Source organism: Gillisia sp. Hel_I_86, from assembly GCF_007827275.1.
Lineage (GTDB): Bacteria > Bacteroidota > Bacteroidia > Flavobacteriales > Flavobacteriaceae > Gillisia.
The window spans coordinates 2,728,095-2,745,438 of the sequence record NZ_VISE01000001.1; the positions used below are offsets into that span (position 1 = coordinate 2,728,095).

15 protein-coding genes and 1 pseudogene are annotated in these 17,344 nt (G+C 38.6%); 8 read left to right on the forward strand and 8 right to left on the reverse strand.

The window, feature by feature from the left end; genetic code table 11:
- Position 1 precedes the first annotated feature (1 nt).
- The 8 genes from JM83_RS12340 to JM83_RS12370 form a co-directional block, all read right to left on the reverse strand.
- Positions 2–478: a 4Fe-4S binding protein gene (locus JM83_RS12340; RefSeq protein ID WP_144962448.1), complete on the reverse strand. Its 477-nt coding sequence runs from the start codon at positions 476–478 to the stop codon at positions 2–4.
- 5 nt (positions 479–483) lie between these two features.
- On the reverse strand, positions 484–1,548 hold the full coding sequence (nuoH, locus tag JM83_RS12345; RefSeq protein ID WP_144962449.1) for an NADH-quinone oxidoreductase subunit NuoH: 1,065 nt from the start codon (positions 1,546–1,548) through the stop codon (positions 484–486).
- 10 nt (positions 1,549–1,558) lie between these two features.
- Positions 1,559–2,680, reverse strand: coding sequence for an NADH-quinone oxidoreductase subunit D (locus JM83_RS12350; protein ID WP_222430232.1), 1,122 nt, complete (start codon positions 2,678–2,680; stop codon positions 1,559–1,561).
- A 6-nt stretch (positions 2,681–2,686) separates the two neighbouring features.
- Entirely contained in the window at positions 2,687–3,163 is a 477-nt protein-coding gene (locus tag JM83_RS19300; RefSeq protein ID WP_222430233.1) for an NADH-quinone oxidoreductase subunit C, read from the reverse strand.
- A 12-nt stretch (positions 3,164–3,175) separates the two neighbouring features.
- Positions 3,176–3,736 (reverse strand): NADH-quinone oxidoreductase subunit B, encoded by a 561-nt coding sequence (locus tag JM83_RS12355; protein ID WP_261376457.1) that lies wholly within the window; start codon positions 3,734–3,736, stop codon positions 3,176–3,178.
- Positions 3,727–4,077: an NADH-quinone oxidoreductase subunit A gene (locus JM83_RS12360; RefSeq protein WP_144962451.1), complete on the reverse strand. Its 351-nt coding sequence runs from the start codon at positions 4,075–4,077 to the stop codon at positions 3,727–3,729. The genes JM83_RS12355 and JM83_RS12360 overlap by 10 nt, the downstream gene beginning before the upstream one ends.
- Before the next feature lie 74 nt (positions 4,078–4,151).
- Entirely contained in the window at positions 4,152–5,162 is a 1,011-nt protein-coding gene (locus JM83_RS12365) for a 2-oxoacid:ferredoxin oxidoreductase subunit beta (protein ID WP_144962452.1), read from the reverse strand.
- Between the two features lie 2 nt (positions 5,163–5,164).
- The gene (locus JM83_RS12370; protein WP_144962453.1) at positions 5,165–7,033 is read right to left on the reverse strand and encodes a 2-oxoacid:acceptor oxidoreductase subunit alpha; all 1,869 of its coding nucleotides are present in this window, start codon (positions 7,031–7,033) and stop codon (positions 5,165–5,167) included.
- A gap of 129 nt (positions 7,034–7,162) precedes the next feature.
- On the opposite strand from JM83_RS12370, the gene JM83_RS12375 reads away from it, so the two are divergent.
- From JM83_RS12375 to JM83_RS12405, 8 genes and pseudogenes are all read left to right on the forward strand, one after another.
- Entirely contained in the window at positions 7,163–7,513 is a 351-nt protein-coding gene (locus JM83_RS12375) for a 4Fe-4S dicluster domain-containing protein (protein WP_144962454.1), read from the forward strand.
- A 26-nt stretch (positions 7,514–7,539) separates the two neighbouring features.
- Entirely contained in the window at positions 7,540–11,070 is a 3,531-nt protein-coding gene (nifJ, locus tag JM83_RS12380; protein WP_144962455.1) for a pyruvate:ferredoxin (flavodoxin) oxidoreductase, read from the forward strand.
- A 113-nt stretch (positions 11,071–11,183) separates the two neighbouring features.
- A complete protein-coding gene (locus JM83_RS12385) occupies positions 11,184–11,561 on the forward strand; it encodes a HEPN domain-containing protein (RefSeq protein WP_144962456.1) in 378 nt (125 codons plus the stop codon).
- Between the two features lie 163 nt (positions 11,562–11,724).
- Positions 11,725–12,414, forward strand: coding sequence for a pyridoxamine 5'-phosphate oxidase (gene pdxH / locus JM83_RS12390; RefSeq protein ID WP_144962457.1), 690 nt, complete (start codon positions 11,725–11,727; stop codon positions 12,412–12,414).
- A gap of 1,074 nt (positions 12,415–13,488) precedes the next feature.
- Positions 13,489–13,614 (forward strand): hypothetical protein, encoded by a 126-nt coding sequence (locus JM83_RS19485; protein WP_261376458.1) that lies wholly within the window; start codon positions 13,489–13,491, stop codon positions 13,612–13,614.
- A 16-nt stretch (positions 13,615–13,630) separates the two neighbouring features.
- Positions 13,631–14,980: an exopolysaccharide biosynthesis polyprenyl glycosylphosphotransferase gene (locus JM83_RS12395; RefSeq protein WP_144962458.1), complete on the forward strand. Its 1,350-nt coding sequence runs from the start codon at positions 13,631–13,633 to the stop codon at positions 14,978–14,980.
- A 32-nt stretch (positions 14,981–15,012) separates the two neighbouring features.
- A pseudogene (gene gmd / locus JM83_RS12400) lies at positions 15,013–16,124 on the forward strand (GDP-mannose 4,6-dehydratase).
- Between the two features lie 49 nt (positions 16,125–16,173).
- Entirely contained in the window at positions 16,174–17,298 is a 1,125-nt protein-coding gene (locus JM83_RS12405) for a GDP-L-fucose synthase family protein (protein ID WP_144962459.1), read from the forward strand.
- The last annotated feature ends 46 nt before the right edge of the window (positions 17,299–17,344 follow it).

A 17,344-nucleotide genomic window follows, 5' to 3' on the forward strand; every position in this document is an offset into this window, starting at 1 on the left:
CTTAATCTTCTATACCTGCTTTTACTTTGGATCCCGGTTTGTTTAAAACCCTGGTAAGCTGGGTCCTGTCATACACCGAATTTTCATAATTCTGTGCCCATTTAATCGCATCGGTGGGGCAAGCTTCAATACATAAGCCGCACATGGTGCACATGCCCAAATGATAAATGTGCTTGTCTATCTTTTTTTTCTTTTTACCTGTGTCCTCATCTATAGCACGGTCCCAGATAATTTCAATAGTGCCGTTAGGACAGGCAATTTCACATTTCTGGCAACCAGTGCACTGGTGTTCATTTTTTTCGTCATGGGGCATTACTACTTCCCCACGAAAACGTTCAAACATTTTTAAGGTGTCCCGGTTGTCTGGATATTGTTGGGTAATTGCCCCTTTTCTGGAATTAAGGAAATATTTTCCCGTAACGCTCATTCCGGTGAGCAGTGTTTTTATTCCGTTGTATATCTCTGATAAATAACTCATAATTTCTAGAATTGAATAGTGAAATTAAGCCATACAATTACCGCCATGATTACAATGTTTACCAGATTGATGGGCAGCAAATACTTCCATTCCAGGGTAAGCAGCTGGTCTACTCTTAACCTTGGGAAGGTCCACCTAAACCACATCATTAAAAATACCAGCACAAAGGTTTTTGCCAGGAACCAGAAAACACCCAACCAGGGTATAGATTGGGTAATGCCAAAAGGGGAAAGCCATCCCCCAAAGAAAACGGTGGTGGCAATTGCCGCAATTATAAACATGTTGATGAATTCTGCTAAAAAGAAATAGGCGAATTTCATCCCTGAATATTCGGTATGGAACCCTGCGCCCAGTTCAGATTCGGCTTCAACCATATCAAAAGGGGCTCGGTTGGTTTCGGCGGTTCCGGCAATCATATAAATCATAAAGGCAATAATGGCGGGAATATGCCCCTGCACAATCAACCATCCGTTTTTTTGAACCTCTATGATCTCTGAAAGTTGTAGGCTTCCGGTGATTAAGATCATGGTAAGCAGGGAAAGACCTATGGAAAGTTCATAACTTATAGTTTGAACACCACTTCTCATGGCACCTATCAAAGCGAATTTATTATTACTGCTCCAGCCCCCGAGAAGGATACCTATAACCCCTACCGATGAAATTGCGATGAGGAAGAAAATACCAATATTAATATCGAATGCTTGTAGATCCTTGGTAAATGGAAACACGGCCAGTGCCATTAATGAAGAAATAATGACAAAGTAAGGAGCTAAATTGTATAAAAATTTATCGGCTTTTACGGTGCCTGTAAGCTCCTTGGACACAAGTTTTAAAGCATCGGCCATGGTTTGCAACAACCCATGAAAACCAACCCTGTTTGGCCCAATCCTTAATTGAAACCAAGCGGCTACTTTTCTTTCCATTAAAACCAGATATAAGCCCAGAACAGCAAAAAGGGTCAGATAAGCTAGGGCAATCAATGCCATTTCTATAATACCAACGGCCATTGCCGGCATGATATTTAGAAGCCAGTTGTGAATATTGTTTGCTATACTTAAAGGTATATTCATTGCATTAATTTTAACGGTCTATATCGGGTATTACGAGATCCAAGGTTGCCATGGTAGCCACCAAGTCACCAATTTTCCCCCCTATGCTAATGTGGTTCAACAATGAAAGGTTAGAGAGGCCAGGCGATCTAAATTTCATGCGATACGGATTTTTTGTCCCAGTACTAATTATGTAAACTCCAAGCTCTCCCCTTGCTGTTTCCACTTTTTGATAAAATTCCCCTTTCGGTAATTTTATTACGGCATTGGTGGGAACTTGATAATCCCCTTCCGGAATTTTATCTATCAATTGTTCTATTATAGACATGGATTCCCACATTTCCTGGATACGTACCTGGTAACGGGCAAAACAATCGCCTTCCGTCTTAATGGCTTCATTAAAAGTGACCTTATCAATTGCACTGTAGGGATGGTGTTTTCTCACATCGCAGGAATAGTTGGATCCCCTTCCAACCGGGCCCGAAGCCCCAAATGATATGGCATCTTCGCGGGTTAATACCCCCACACCTTTGGTGCGTTTCTGAAAAATCACATTTCCGGTCAATAGGCGGTCATATTCGGGTAATTTGATCCTGAAATGCGTTATAAATTCCTTGACCCTTTTTACGAAATTAGGATGAACATCATGCATTAATCCCCCGGGAATATTGTAGTTCATGGTTAAGCGGGCCCCGCAGGTTTCCTCGAAGATATCGTTGATCATTTCCCGGTCCCTGAACCCATAAAAATAAGTGGTAAGGGCACCTACATCCATCCCCATAACTCCCCACCACAGGGTGTGTGAAGCAATACGGGTTAACTCGCCAATAATGGTCCTTATTACTTTTACCCTATCGGGAACTTCAAGTTCCAGGGCGTTTTCTACTGTTAAGCAAACAGCCTCGTTATTGATATGTGACGATAAATAATCCATCCGGTCTGTTAGATGAACAATTTGCTGATAGCTGTCCCGTTCGCACATTTTTTCAATCGAACGGTGTATATATCCCAGGTCTGGCTCTACTTTTTTTATAATCTCCCCATCTATGGTTAACAGGAGGCGAAGCACACCGTGCGTTGCAGGGTGTTGTGGCCCCATGTTAATGAAGTATTCTTCAGATTTAAAGTTGTTATTGACAATCGTTGTTTCCATATTCCATTATTTAACGACCATATTAACTTCATCTACATAATCTTTTCTTAGCGGAAAGCCTTCCCACTCATCGGTAAGGAAGAGCCTTTTTAAGTTAGGATGGCTATTGAATTTTATTCCGAAGAAATCATAGACCTCCCGTTCATGGAAATTGGCAGTAGCCCAGATATCCTGAACCGAATCCACTTCAGGATTTTCACGATCTTCAGTGAGGGTTTTTACAACAAGGATATGCCTGTGGACAGTAGATTCTAAGTGATAAACCACACCTAATTCTTTTCCCCAGTCAACCCCGGTTAAACAGAATAAATAATCTAAATGGGTTCCTTTATTGTGTTTTAAGCTCCACATGAGTTCGTGGAGATAGTCTGGGTGGATGCTTATATTTAAAAATTGGGAGCCTTCTTCTGAGAATTCAAGTTTTACAGCACCTGGATCTGAAAACCAGCCGCCTATATGTTTTTGTAATGCTTCGTTAGTCATAGCTTTCGGGTTTTAAAGTCCTTCATCAAAGCCTTCTACAGGGTTCTTTTTATGCTTCATGCTTTCGGTCCTTATTTTTTCCTGCAGCATTAACATACCTTCCAGTAAAGCTTCGGGACGGGGGGGGCATCCCGGCACATAAACATCTACCGGGATCACATGGTCAGCACCTTTTACCACCGAATAGGAGTTGTAAAAAAAAGGGCCTCCGGAAATTGCACACGCGCCCATGGCGATTACGTATTTGGGTTCAGCCATCTGGTCGTAGAGGCGCCTTAATACCGGGGCCATTTTATTCACAATGGTTCCGGCAATAATTATCAAATCGGCTTGCCTTGGGGAGGGGCGGGCGACTTCAAAACCAAACCTGGAATAATCATGGCGGGCAGCCCCTGTTTGCATCATTTCTATGGCACAGCAGCTGGTTCCAAAATAAAGGGACCAAAGCGAATTTGAACGCCCCCAATTAATGATTTTATCCAGTGAAGTGACAATTACATTTGCCCCGTTTCCTGCCGGAATTACTTTTCCCGGGAAACCTTCAGGCGTCTTATTGTTGTTGTCTACTCCCATTTTAATGCTCCTTTTTTCCATGCGTAAACCAGTCCTAATCCTAGTATGAGCAGGAAGATGATTATTTCAACCAAAGCAACGACGCCCACTTCTTGGTAAACCACCGCCCAAGGAAATAAAAATGCGACTTCCACATCAAAGATTAAAAACAAGATGGCGAATAAATAATAACCTACTTTAAACTGAACCCAGGTAGGCCCAATGGTTTCCATACCACTTTCATAAGGTTCCCGCTTTTGAGAATTATCGGATTTTGGTGAAATTAAATTTGACAGAAAGTTCGCACCGGCTACTAAAACCACCCCGGCAATAAGGAATACTATAAGTGCTTCTGATCCCATATTTTTATAGACTTAACATGTTTAAAATTAAAAGTATTTAGGATTTTAATTACTGATAAAAATCAGTTATTTCCTTATTTTACCTCATAAGTTTCCCCTGAAAAGAACAGATCATCTGTTTTTCTGAAACTGGAATTTGCTTTAACTTCTGCGGTCAGTGCATCTTCCCTTTCTTCTAGGGTTACATCGTTAAAACTTCTAATTATTCCGGTTACTAAAGGGTATTCCAGCCTCACCAGCATTTGGTGAAGGGTAGGGTCTTTTTCTTTGGCATCATGGACAAGAAAATCTTCTTGGGTAATTCCGTTTTCTCCAATAGTGGCCACTTGCAGTTTTAAGCCGTTTAGCACAAGACCTTTATTCCGGTTTTTTCCGAATAACATAGGTTTACCGTGTTCCACGAAAAGTTGTTTGTCCTCTCGAACAGATTTATCGGTATATTTCACATAGCAACCATCGTTAAAGATTACACAGTTTTGAAGTACTTCTACCAAAGAGGTGCCTTTAAATTTTTCAGCTTGGATAAAGATATCGGTCATTTCTTTGGGTGAATTTCCCCCAACCCTGGCAAAAAATCTTGCTTGGGCCCCTAAGGCCAGTTCTCCGGGAGTAAATGGTGGCTGGGTATTTCCGTAAGGAGACGATTTTGTTTTTTGGCCCACTAGCGAGGTTGGAGAAAACTGCCCCTTGGTCAAGCCGTAAATTTCGTTATTAAAAAGGATAATATTAAGGTTTATATTCCTTCGCAATACATGTATAAAATGGTTTCCTCCAATGGCCATGCTATCTCCATCCCCGGTAATAACCCATACGCTCAGTTGGGGATTTGCCAGTTTCACGCCAGAGGCTATCGCGGGAGCCCTGCCATGGATACCATGCATTCCATAGGTGTCCATATAGTATGGAAAACGGGAAGAACAGCCTATTCCCGAAATAAAGACCACATCTTCTTTTTTCACGCCAACTTCAGGAAGGGCTTTTTGTACCGAACGCAGAATAACATAGTCATCACAGCCCGGGCACCATCTTACCTCCTGGTCATTTGCAAAATCTTTATACGTATATTTTTTTACAGCTGTTTCCATAATTATTGGGCTAATTGTTTAAATTTTTCAATGAGTTCATCGTTGGCAAAGGGTAAGCCCTGTATTTTATTGAATTGTAAAAATTCAATTCCGCTAAAGTTCATTCTTAAAATGTTCACAAATTGACCGTTGTTCAATTCGCAAACAATAACTTTCTTGAATTTACTTAGGATTTCCCCTGTGTTCTTTGGCAGCGGATTAATGTAGTTGAAATGTGCGAAGCCAATATTTTCGTATCCTTCTTCATTTAAATGTTTTACGGCCGAATATAGGGAGCCGAAGGTTCCTCCCCAACCAATTACCAAGAGTTCACCTTGGTTGGCGAATGAAGTTGTTAGAATGGGAATATTATTTTGAACGCGCTTAATTTTTTCGGCCCGGGTCCAAGTCATTACTTCATGGTTCCCAGGAACGTGCGAAACATCTCCCGTTATATGGTCTTTCTCAAGGCCTCCAACCCTATGCTCTAATCCAGGGGTACCCGGAATGGCCCAATTTCTGGCAAGGCTATCCTCATCACGATCATAAGGATGCCAGTTTTCTTTAGCCTCCTTGATAATATGATTTTTTATTTCCGGTAGGTCTGCAATACTTTTTATCTTCCATGGAGCCGAGCCGTTTGCTATATAACCATCGGTCAACAAAATTACAGGGGTCATATGCTCCAGGGCAAGTTTTGAGGCCTGGTATGCATAATCAAAACAATTGGCGGGTGTACTGGCGGCAATCACTATTACGGGGCTTTCCCCGTTTCTGCCATACATGGCCTGTAAAAGGTCGGATTGTTCCGTTTTTGTGGGTAAGCCCGTAGAAGGTCCGCCGCGTTGAACGTTTACTACTACAAGCGGCAATTCTATCATCATGGCCAATCCCAATGCTTCCCCTTTTAAAGCGAGCCCCGGACCTGAAGTGGTCGTGATGGCCAGATCACCGGCAAAAGAAGCTCCTATTGCCGAGGAAATACCTGCTATTTCATCTTCGGCCTGGAACGCCTTCACACCAAAGTGCTTATGCTTAACAAGCTCATGGAGAATATCCGTAGCCGGGGTGATGGGGTAGGAGCCTAAGAATAATTCTAGTCCCGATTTTTCGGCGGCTGCGAGAAAACCCCAGGCAGTAGCCGTATTCCCCATAATAATCCTATAGGTACCGGGCGCCATTTTTGCGGGGGAAATAGAATAGGCATTAGGTATAAGTTCCAAGGTTTCAGCAAAAAAATACCCTGCATTTAATACTTTGGTATTGGCTTCAATGATGTGCGGGATGGATTTGAACTTTTTATTAAAAAAATCGATAGTATGGTCTTTAGACCGGTTGTACATCCAATACACCATGCCCAGGGCAAACATGTTCTTGCTTCGGGTAATGCTTTTATTGTCCAAGCCCTCAATGCCTTTTAAAGCTTCTTTTGTAAGGGTAGTCATATCCACTTCAATAACACGATAGTTTTCAAGGCTGCCATCCTCAAGGGGATTGGTTGTATATTGTGCTTTCTCTAAATTCTTTTTATTAAAAGAATCGGCATCCACTATAACGGTATGCCCTGGTTTTACCGCATATAAATTGGTTTTTAAACCAGCGGGATTCATTGCAACCAGCAAATCAACATTATCTCCCGGTGTGCTCACTTCCACGCTTCCAATATGTACCTGAAAGCCTGAGACCCCATATAAACTGCCCTGAGGAGCCCTGATCTCTGAGGGGTAATTAGGGAAAGTTGCAACATCGTTTCCAAACATGGCGGAAGTATCGGAAAACTGGGTCCCAGTTAACTGCATACCGTCGCCTGAATCACCAACAAACCTGATAACTACAGCTTTTAGAGATTCAGGAAGCTTCCCTTGATTGTTTATTATCTTTTCTGTAATCATAATCTTTAATTAAGATTTATATCCTTCAAATATAATTTTACACTTTATAATGAAATATGATAATCGTCATATTATAGAAGCTTAAATGACTTTAATTTTATTTCATTATAATCAATAAAACAAGGTAAAATGGCTCTAATCATAACAGACGAGTGCATCAATTGCGATGCTTGTATTTCAGAATGTCCAAATAATGCAATTTATGAACCGGACCAGGAATGGTCTTATTCAGACGAAACTTCTTTAAGTGGTATGGTAACAACCCCAAATGGGAAGGATGTTGATGCCGATGCTGAAAACGAACCTATTTCGGATGAATTTTATTTTATTGTGGCCGATAAGTGCACAGAATGTAAAGGCTTCCATGATGAGCCCCAGTGTGCTTCGGTTTGTCCTGTAGATTGTTGTATACCTGATGGGGACCACGATGAAACCGAAGAACAATTACTGGAGAAAAAGGCCTGGTTACATGGTGAATAAAATGGAATGAACTAAATATATGCAAGATGACAAAAGAATTCCCGAAACTTATTTGTGACGCAAACGAAGCGGTTGCAATGGTTGCCCATAAAACAAATGAAATTTGCGCTATTTATCCTATAACCCCTGCTTCCCCGATGGGCGAGCATGTAGATGTATATAGTTCTAAAGGAAAAAAGAATATCTGGAACAATGTTCCCAGGATTGTTGAAATGCAGAGTGAAGGAGGGGCTGCCGGTGCCGTTCATGGTTCCCTGCAGGCAGGGGCATTGACCACTACTTTCACGGCTTCGCAAGGGCTTTTGTTAATGATCCCTAATATGTATAAAATAGCAGGAGAATTGTTGCCTACAGTTATACATGTTGCGGCCAGGACCATTGCCACCCATGCTTTATCCATTTTTGGAGACCATTCAGATGTCATGGCAGTAAGGCAAACCGGGTTTTCCATGTTGTTTGGAGGCTCGGTCCAGGAAGCAATGGATTTTGCATTGATATCCCAGGTAGCCGCCCTGCATTCCCGGGTTCCTTTTCTGAATATCTTTGACGGTTTTAGGACCTCCCACGAAATTTCCAAGATTGATGGGATTACCGATGATATTATTAAGGCGATGATGCCGGAAGATAAAATCATGCAGCACAAAAAGAGATCTCTGGATCCTGATAATCCTGTAATAAGGGGAACTTCTCAAAATCCTGATGTTTTCTTCCAGGCCCGGGAAGCGGCAAACCTGTATTATGATAAAGTGCCCCAAACCGTTCAGCAAGTCATGGATGAGTTCTACCAGCATACCGGTCGCAAATATAAATTGTTTGATTATATAGGTCATCCTAAAGCCGAGCGTGTAATTGTTATTATGGGTTCTGGCGAAGGTGCTGTAAGGGAGGTAATAGATACTATGGTAGAGCACGGAGAGAAAGTGGGAGTACTGATTATGCGTTTGTACAGGCCATTTTCAATTAAACATTTTATTGATACCCTTCCAAAGACAGTAAAAAAAGTATCTGTACTGGATCGTACCAAAGAACCGGGAAGTACAGGTGAACCCCTATATTTGGATGTGATTACTGCCTTTGCCGAAAGCGACAGGGCAATGCCACAAGTAGTTGGGGGCCGTTATGGATTGTCATCGAAAGAATTTAATCCCGCTATGGTAAAAGGAATTTTTGATGAACTTGAAAAAGACCAGCCAAAAAATCATTACACTATTGGAATTAATGACGATGTAAGCTTTACCAGCTTGTTGTACAATCCGGTATTTAAGACCCGTAAAACAACCTTTAATTGTTTGTTCTACGGATTGGGATCTGACGGTACTGTTGGGGCCAATAAAAACTCTATTAAAATTATCGGAGAAACCACCAATAATTATGTACAGGGTTATTTTGTTTACGATTCTAAAAAAGCGGGTGCCCAAACAGTATCGCATCTTCGCTTTGGACCCGAACCAATTTATTCCAGCTACCTGATAAATACAGCCGATTTTATTGCCTGCCACCAGTTTAATTTTATCCAGAAATATGATATTCTGAAAAAGATTAAAAAAGGCGGCACCTTTCTATTGAATTCACCATTCTCAAAAGAAGAGATATGGAACGAATTGCCGCAAAAAATGCAGGAGGGAATTATAGAAAACGAGTTGGGATTTTATGTGGTAGATGCCACTAAAGTTGCGTATGAAGCTAAACTGGGCAAAAGAACCAATACGGTTTTACAAACCTGTTTCTTTGCAATTTCAGGGGTGCTGCCAAAAGATGAAGCAATACAAAAAATAAAGGATGCCATTATAAAATCTTATTCTCACAAAGGGGATAAGATCGTAAAAATGAATTTCGACGCTGTTGATAAATCCCTTGAGCACCTGCAAAAAGTAGAATATCCTAAACAAATTACAAATACCAGAGGCTTAAAACCAATGATGACCGGAGAGGCCGATCCTTTTGTGAAAGAGGTTTTAGGTAAAATCCTTGCGGGTCATGGAGATGAACTTCCGGTAAGTGCTTTCCCGGTAGACGGCACATTCCCTACAGGAACCACCCAGTATGAAAAACGTGGTATTGCCGACATTATCCCAATTTGGGAAGGGGAAGACCTTTGTACACAATGTAATAAGTGTGTGGCTATATGTCCGCACGCAGCCATAAGGGCCAAAGTAGTTCCTAGCGATGAGCTTGCAGATGCCCCGGGTACCTTAAAATCGGTCCCTGCAAAAGGAAGGCCATTTACAAGTGCGACCGATTCTTATGTGTTACAGGTTTCCCCTGAAGATTGTACGGGCTGTGATCTTTGTGTGGTCGTTTGTCCTGCTGAAAGCAAAGAAGTTGAAAACTTCAAGGCTATCAATATGAGAAAAAAGCTGGATGTTGCTGCCCAAGAAAACCTTAACTGGGATTATTTCATCAACCTTCCAGATTATGACCGTACGGAACTGCAAATAACCAATGTAAAAGGTTCGCAGTTTTTAGAACCGCTGTTTGAATTTTCGGGGGCATGTCCGGGATGTGGGGAAACCCCTTACATTAAACTGCTTACCCAGTTATATGGAGATAGTATTTTAATCGCGAATGCTACCGGTTGCTCTTCAATTTACGGGGGTAATTTACCCACAACCCCATACAAAACCAATGCACTGGGACGGGGTCCTGCCTGGGCCAATTCCTTATTTGAAGATAACGCCGAGTTTGGTTTAGGGATGAGGCTGGCCTTGACCAAAAAAGAGGAAATCGCCGTAGATTTATTGAAGTCTTTAGAAGCTGAGGTTGGTAGTGATCTGGTATCGGCAATTATTGAGAACCCCGAAGAAACAGAGTTACAAAAGGCCGATAAATTAGCTCAAATAAGATCTTTGAAGAAAATTTTGGATACCCTGGATTCTGAAAATGCCCGTAAGCTCAATCAATTAACGGAGTATTTGCGCAAGAAGGCTGTCTGGATACTTGGAGGTGACGGCTGGGCTTATGATATAGGCTACGGTGGTGTGGACCATGTGCTGGCCTCGGGGGAGAATATCAATATCCTGGTTATGGATACCGAGGTCTATTCAAATACCGGCGGGCAAATGTCCAAAGCTACCCCTCTGGGTGCTAGTGCCAAGTTTGCGGTTTCTGGTAAACGCACCAGCAAGAAGAGCCTGGCATTACAGGCCGTTTCCTATCAAAACGTTTATGTAGCCCAGATAGCTATTGGGGCAAAAGATTTACAAACCCTTAAGGCCATTGAAGAAGCTGCTGCGTATCCGGGCCCATCAATAATTATAGCCTATTCTCATTGCGTAGAACACGGTTATGATTTAAAACACGGAGCTACCCAACAAATCAAAGCGGTAGAAACAGGTTACTGGCCACTGTTCAGGTTTGATCCTTTAAAACCTAAAGGCAAAAAGTTCAAGTTAGATTCTAAACCGCCGGCGGCGCCTTTAGAAGACTTTATGTACAACGAAACACGTTTTACAAGGGTTGTCAAAGAGAATGCGGAAATAGGAAAGCAGTTGCTTGCACAGGCGCAGGAAGAGGTAGAAACCAAATGGGAAAGGTTAGAGCTTTTTAGGGATATGTAAATTAATTTAGGGAAATAAAATATTTCCTGAACCCGACTCTCCTGGAGGCGGGGGGTGTCGGGGAATTATTGAAATTAAATACTTTCTAAGTTTAACTTTAAAAATTATTCACCATGGAACAGGAAGCCAATAGATTATTTGATGATGGAAGGGAAAAACTAAATGAAGCAAATAATGAGTTGTATAAACCAAAAGAAGATGTAGTATCTTATTTAGTATGTAAGAATGCCCAACATGTTATTGAAAACTATTTAAAAGGATTTCTATTGCAAAAAGGGATAGATCCAACCAATTATAAAACAATTGATAGTCTTTATCAACAATGTAAAACCATCAATAAGAATTTTGAGAAAGTTGAATTATCCCATATGGAATGTAATTCCGAGCTAAGGAATTCAAAATCTTGTAATGAAGTTTCAAAAGTGAGTAAATGTTTCGAGGCAGCAAGCAATTTAGATACTTTTTTTAAACAGGAGAAAATCATTTCCTAATATCATATCTAAACCCTTAAATCCAAAATTTATAAATAAAACCATGGATCAAATTTATAGTGCGGTATCCAACCTTTTTAGAATTTACAAAGAAGTTCGGAAAAATGATTTAAAAGAAAAACTCCATACTTCTTCGTATTAAATTCAGTAAATATGGGAGGTAATGAAACTTAACCAAAATATTAAAAAACATTTACAAGGCATTTCTATTCACCAATTGATTGCTAACTTTAGAACGGAATATATCTCTAAAGGCATCAATGAGAAAGCTCTTGCTAAAAATCCAATTGATGAATTTGAAAAATGGTTTTATAAAGCTGTAAAAAATAAAGTTAGGGAACCTAATCTCATGCACTTATCTACTGCTAACCTTCAGGGAAAACCAGCAGGAAGGATTATATTGCTCAAAGATTTTGATGAAAATGGTTTTGTTTTTTTTACCAACCTTGAGAGTAGAAAGGCTAAGGAATTAAGAGAAAACAATTTTGCCGCATTAACCTTTTTGTGGCTCGAACTAGTTCAACAAATTAGAATAGAGGGGGTGGTTACTCCCATTTCCAAGGAAGAATCAGATAAATATTTTAATAGTCGACCTCGAGGGAGTCAAATTGGGGCATGGGCTTCCTCTCAAAGCCATGAAGTTGCTGATAGAACAGAAATAGAAAAGAGGGTAAAGGAATTTAAGGTGCTATTTAAGAATAAACCAATCCCCCGTCCAGAAAATTGGGGAGGATTTTGTTTATCGCCAAAAATCATGGAATTTTGGCAGGGGCGGGTTAATCGTTTACACGATCGCATCCAGTACCAGCTCGAAGAAGATACTACTTGGAAAGTGAAACGACTTTTTCCTTAAGCGGATAATGATTGCCTGGTTTTTTATTGTTTTTTATTCGTTCAGAGAGACATCACATACAGCCGGCATATCCACTTCTTGAGGCATCCAACTTTTTCAAACTAGAGTGCGCAGCAATATAATTTAAAAAACCAAAAAAGTAGTACGTGTTATTATTTAGAAATGATTTTAGCACAGGTTTTTATATTTCCCTATGTTCACCTTACGGCATCCATCTTCAATAAATTTGTTAGCGGGGTGTAAACTTGGTGACACTTCCTAAACCCTTTTAAAACCCAAACCTTGATTTTTTTTTCATTTTCGCAATTATTTCCCACAAAGAAAAACCAGTTTGTCCTAGAAGTTTTAAATAGTGGCCAGAAAGGTAATATGAAGGCTCGGAGAGTAGTAATAGAGAAGAGGGTTCTTTTCCGTTCGGTCTACCATTGAACTTGAAAGTTATTTCCTATGCACTATCTCACCCAAAATTTTCTGTGAATTATTAAATTTCTTTAGTGTCTTTCGCAATATTTGACATGAAAAACTAGAAATCTGCGTTTCTGGGAAAATCTGCAAAACCCAAGTGTGTCAGTGAAGGATAAAAATTAACACTTCATCGAGAGCGCTATAATTTATTCTCTGCTGTTTATCAAAATAACGATATTATCTAATAATTTATTTATCTAAATACTCTTAAATATATACGTTAAATTTATAAATTTATAATTTTTTATAAATATTTTTAAAAAAATGTTTATTTTTATAACAATAAATCAAAAAAAATATTTATTTTTTTTATTTTAATTTTTTTAACATTTAAGATTGTGAATGTTGAAAAAAATAAATGGATATTTGATTTGACTTATAGCTGTCCCCCCACACTTAGCATATAATTCATCCTTAACTTTTATATTTATTTCCCCAAATTTAATTATTTAAATTAATATTTCTTGCTGGTTCAAAATGAAAACCATAAAAGATTTATATTAAATAGTAATACGATAATTTAAAAATAGATTATAAAAGTTGATTTTTGAACATTTGAATATCAGTTTAATTATTCTTCAATTCCAGTAATTGATTTGTTAAAAACTTATGGAACTAACCTACGACCTTTTTGATTTTGAAAATTATCCCTTTGTTGGTTTTACTTCTTTAGCAGAACAAATTTTATTGGACTATATCCCGAAGAGAATATTAATCTTGTTTTCTGAAATATAAATCTAATACGAAAATTGTGAAGGGTTCTTTTTTAATAATTCCGTTCTCTGTTGTTTTTCATCTATTGATAATCAATTTAACACTCTATGTTTTAACACCAGAGACATATGCTAATTATACGGTGGCAATATTTGTAAATTTGGCATGGTCGTTTATTGGAATTGGTCTTAACTTTTATAGTATAGACAGAAAAGAGAAGTTTATAAATAAATTTCATAAGTTCTTACGCCATTATTTCGTCTTTTCACTTTCCTACTTTACGCTTTTAGCTTTCACAAAAACAGAATTCTATCCACAGGAACAAATCCTTGTTCTTTTAATACTGCTTATTTTATTATCTACATACCGATGGTTGTTTTTTGAGTCCCGCAAATTGTACCGGAAAGGTGGTGGCAATTTTTTAAATGTGGTGATTTTAGGGAAAGATAAAAATTTACCCAGTCTTGTACGTATATTTAATAAACCAGATTATGGTTATAGATATCTAGGATATTTCCATAATAAAGATGAAAATGTAACAGATAGCATGCATTTAGGTCCTTTTGAAGATTCTTTTAATTATATTTTAAACAAGGGAGTTGATGAAATTTATTGTTCAGTGAGTCAGTTCTCTTATAAAGAATTAGTAAGACTTAGGACCTTTGCCGATAATAATTTAATAAAATTAAAATTAGTACCAGATAATAAAGGATTTTACTCCAGTTCCATGGAATTTGAGCTTTTTGAAAACGTGCCCGTTCTCAACTTGCGTAAATCCCCACTGGATAAAAATTATGCTAAATACGGCAAACGCATTTTCGATATTCTAGCTTCTTCTTTTATGATTGTATTTGTGCTTTCATGGTTAATACCGGTTTTATTTTTATTGAATTTGTTAGAATCCAAAGGACCGGTAATATTTAAGCAATTGCGACATGGTGAGAAGAAAAGATCTTTCTGGTGCTATAAATTTAGATCTATGGCAGTAAACAATGATGCCAATAAACAAATGTGCACCCGTAACGATATAAGGGTTACTAAAATTGGGAAATTTATTAGAAAAACCAGCATTGATGAATTACCTCAGTTTATAAATGTATTTTTAGGGGATATGAGTATTGTTGGACCACGGCCACATATGGAGGCGCATACAACACAATATCAAAGATATGTAGACAAATATTTGGTAAGACATTTTGTTAAGCCTGGAATAACTGGACTTGCACAGGTAAATGGCTACCGTGGAGAAATTGTGAAAAAATCTGATATTGTTAATCGTATCCGGATGGATATCTTCTATCTGGAAAAATGGACTCCTTGGTTGGACCTTCTAATAATTTATGAAACCATAATCAATTCGGTTAAAGGAGATGATAAAGCCTATTAATATTTTTAATATTTCATAAGAAAATAGAATAAATGAAAGTTGCTTTTATTACTGGCGTTACAGGTCAAGATGGTGCATATTTAAGCGAATTCCTGCTGAGAAAAGGCTCTACAGTACATGGACTAAAAAGAAGGGCTTCCCTTTTTAATACAGATCGTATAGATCATGTATATCAAGACCCGCATGTAGAGAACAGAAGATTTATTCTACACTATGGGGGTATGACTGATAGCACCAACCTTATCCAGCTCATACAGGAAATCAAACCAGATGAAATTTATAATCCGGCGGCTATGAGCCATGTGCAGGTTTCTTTTGAAATTCCTGAATATACAGGGAATGCAGATGGTTTGGGTACATTAAGAATTTTAGATGCAGTAAGGCTTCTAGGCATGGAAAAAAAACAAGGGTTTATCGGGCTTCAACTTCAGAATTATATGGGAAGGTACAAGAGGTTCCACAATCTGAAACAACTCCTTTCTATCCACGAAGCCCTTATGCCGTTGCCAAAATGTATGTGTATTGGATTACCGTAAACTACCGGGGAGCTTATAGAATGTTTGCCTGTAACGGGATTCTTTTTAATCATGAATCACCAATTAGGGGTGAAACTTTTGTTACCAGAAAAATTATGCGTGCCGTTTCCAGGATCGCGTTAGGATTACAAGATAAAATCTATTTGGGCGATTTGGATTCAAAAAGGGATTGGGGGCATGCAAAAGACTATGTGAGAATGATGTGGATGATATTGCAAGCGGAAAAAGCGGAAGACTGGGTAATAGCTACTGGGAGAGCTACCACGGTAAGGGAATTTGTTCAATTGGCATTCCATGAAGTGGGAATAACGGTACGTTTTGAAGGAGAAGGGGTCGAAGAAAAAGCTTTTATCGTTTCATGTAACAATCCTGATTATATTATAGAGGATGGCAAAGAAATTCTATCTGTAGATCCTATATATTTTAGGCCTACGGAGGTAGAATATTTGTTGGGAGATCCTTCAAAAGCTAAAAACGAATTGGGTTGGACGCCCGAATATGATTTAAAAGATCTGGTTACCGAAATGATGGAAAGTGATATGAAACTCATGGGAAGGGATCATTTTTTAAAGGAAAATGGATATTATGTCAACAACTATTATGAATAAAAAATAATTACTGGATTCCTAAGTAATTAATTCTTTAATCATTCAAAAAATGAACACGAACTCTAAAATTTATATAGCTGGTCATACAGGGTTGGTAGGCTCTGCAATTTTGAGCAAATTGAAATCCAAAGGATATTCCAACCTTTTGTTGAGGACCCATAAGGAACTGGATTTAACAAATTCTGGCACGGTTTCAAAATTTTTCAAAAAAGAAAAGCCCGAATATGTTTTTCTTGCCGCAGCAAAAGTTGGGGGTATTTCGGCCAATAACGAATACCGTGCGGACTTTATTTATGTTAATTTAATGATTCAAAACAACATTATCCATAACAGTTATTTAAACAATGTAAAAAAATTATTGTTTTTGGGGAGCACCTGTATTTATCCTAAAAACTGTCCTCAACCCATGAAGGAAAGCTACCTGCTTACCGATGTCCTCGAATATACAAACGAACCTTATGCTATAGCCAAAATAGCCGGAATCAAAATGTGCGAAAGCTATAATGTGCAGTACCAAACCAATTTTATTTCAGTGATGCCCACGAATTTATACGGGCCCAATGATAATTTCGACCTGGAAAAATCGCATGTCCTCCCGGCGCTGTTAAGAAAAATGCATTTAGGAAAAGCCTTGGAAGATAATAACTGGGGTGGTTTACGAAATGACTTTGAAAAATTTCCGATAAACGGGATTTCCAAAAACGCAACCCAAACCGAAATTAGGAGGATTTTAGCACAGTATGGAATAATAGAAGAGGATAATAAAGTCAAGATTGAAATTTGGGGCAGTGGCAATCCAAAAAGGGAATTTTTATGGAGCGAAGATATGGCCGATGCCTGTGTGTTTTTAATGGAAAAAGTAAACTTTAAAGATATTCCAGAAGTTTCATCTTCTATAAAGGAAAATGTAAAAAAAGAGATTAGGAACACCCATATTAATATTGGTACAGGAGAAGAAATTTCAATTAAAGAACTCGCTTGTTCCATTCAGGATATTGTTGGTTTTAAAGGAGAACTTTTTTTTAATGAAAATAAACCAGATGGCACCATGAGAAAACTAACCGATCCTTCAAAATTGAAGAAATTAGGGTGGAGCTTTAATACTAGCCTGGATGAAGGTATAAAAAAAGTGTATGATTGGTATTTAAATCTTAATTTGATCATAATCCTCTGATCGCTATATTCGTAGTGTTTTAAAATCATTAAAAAGATCAAATTTA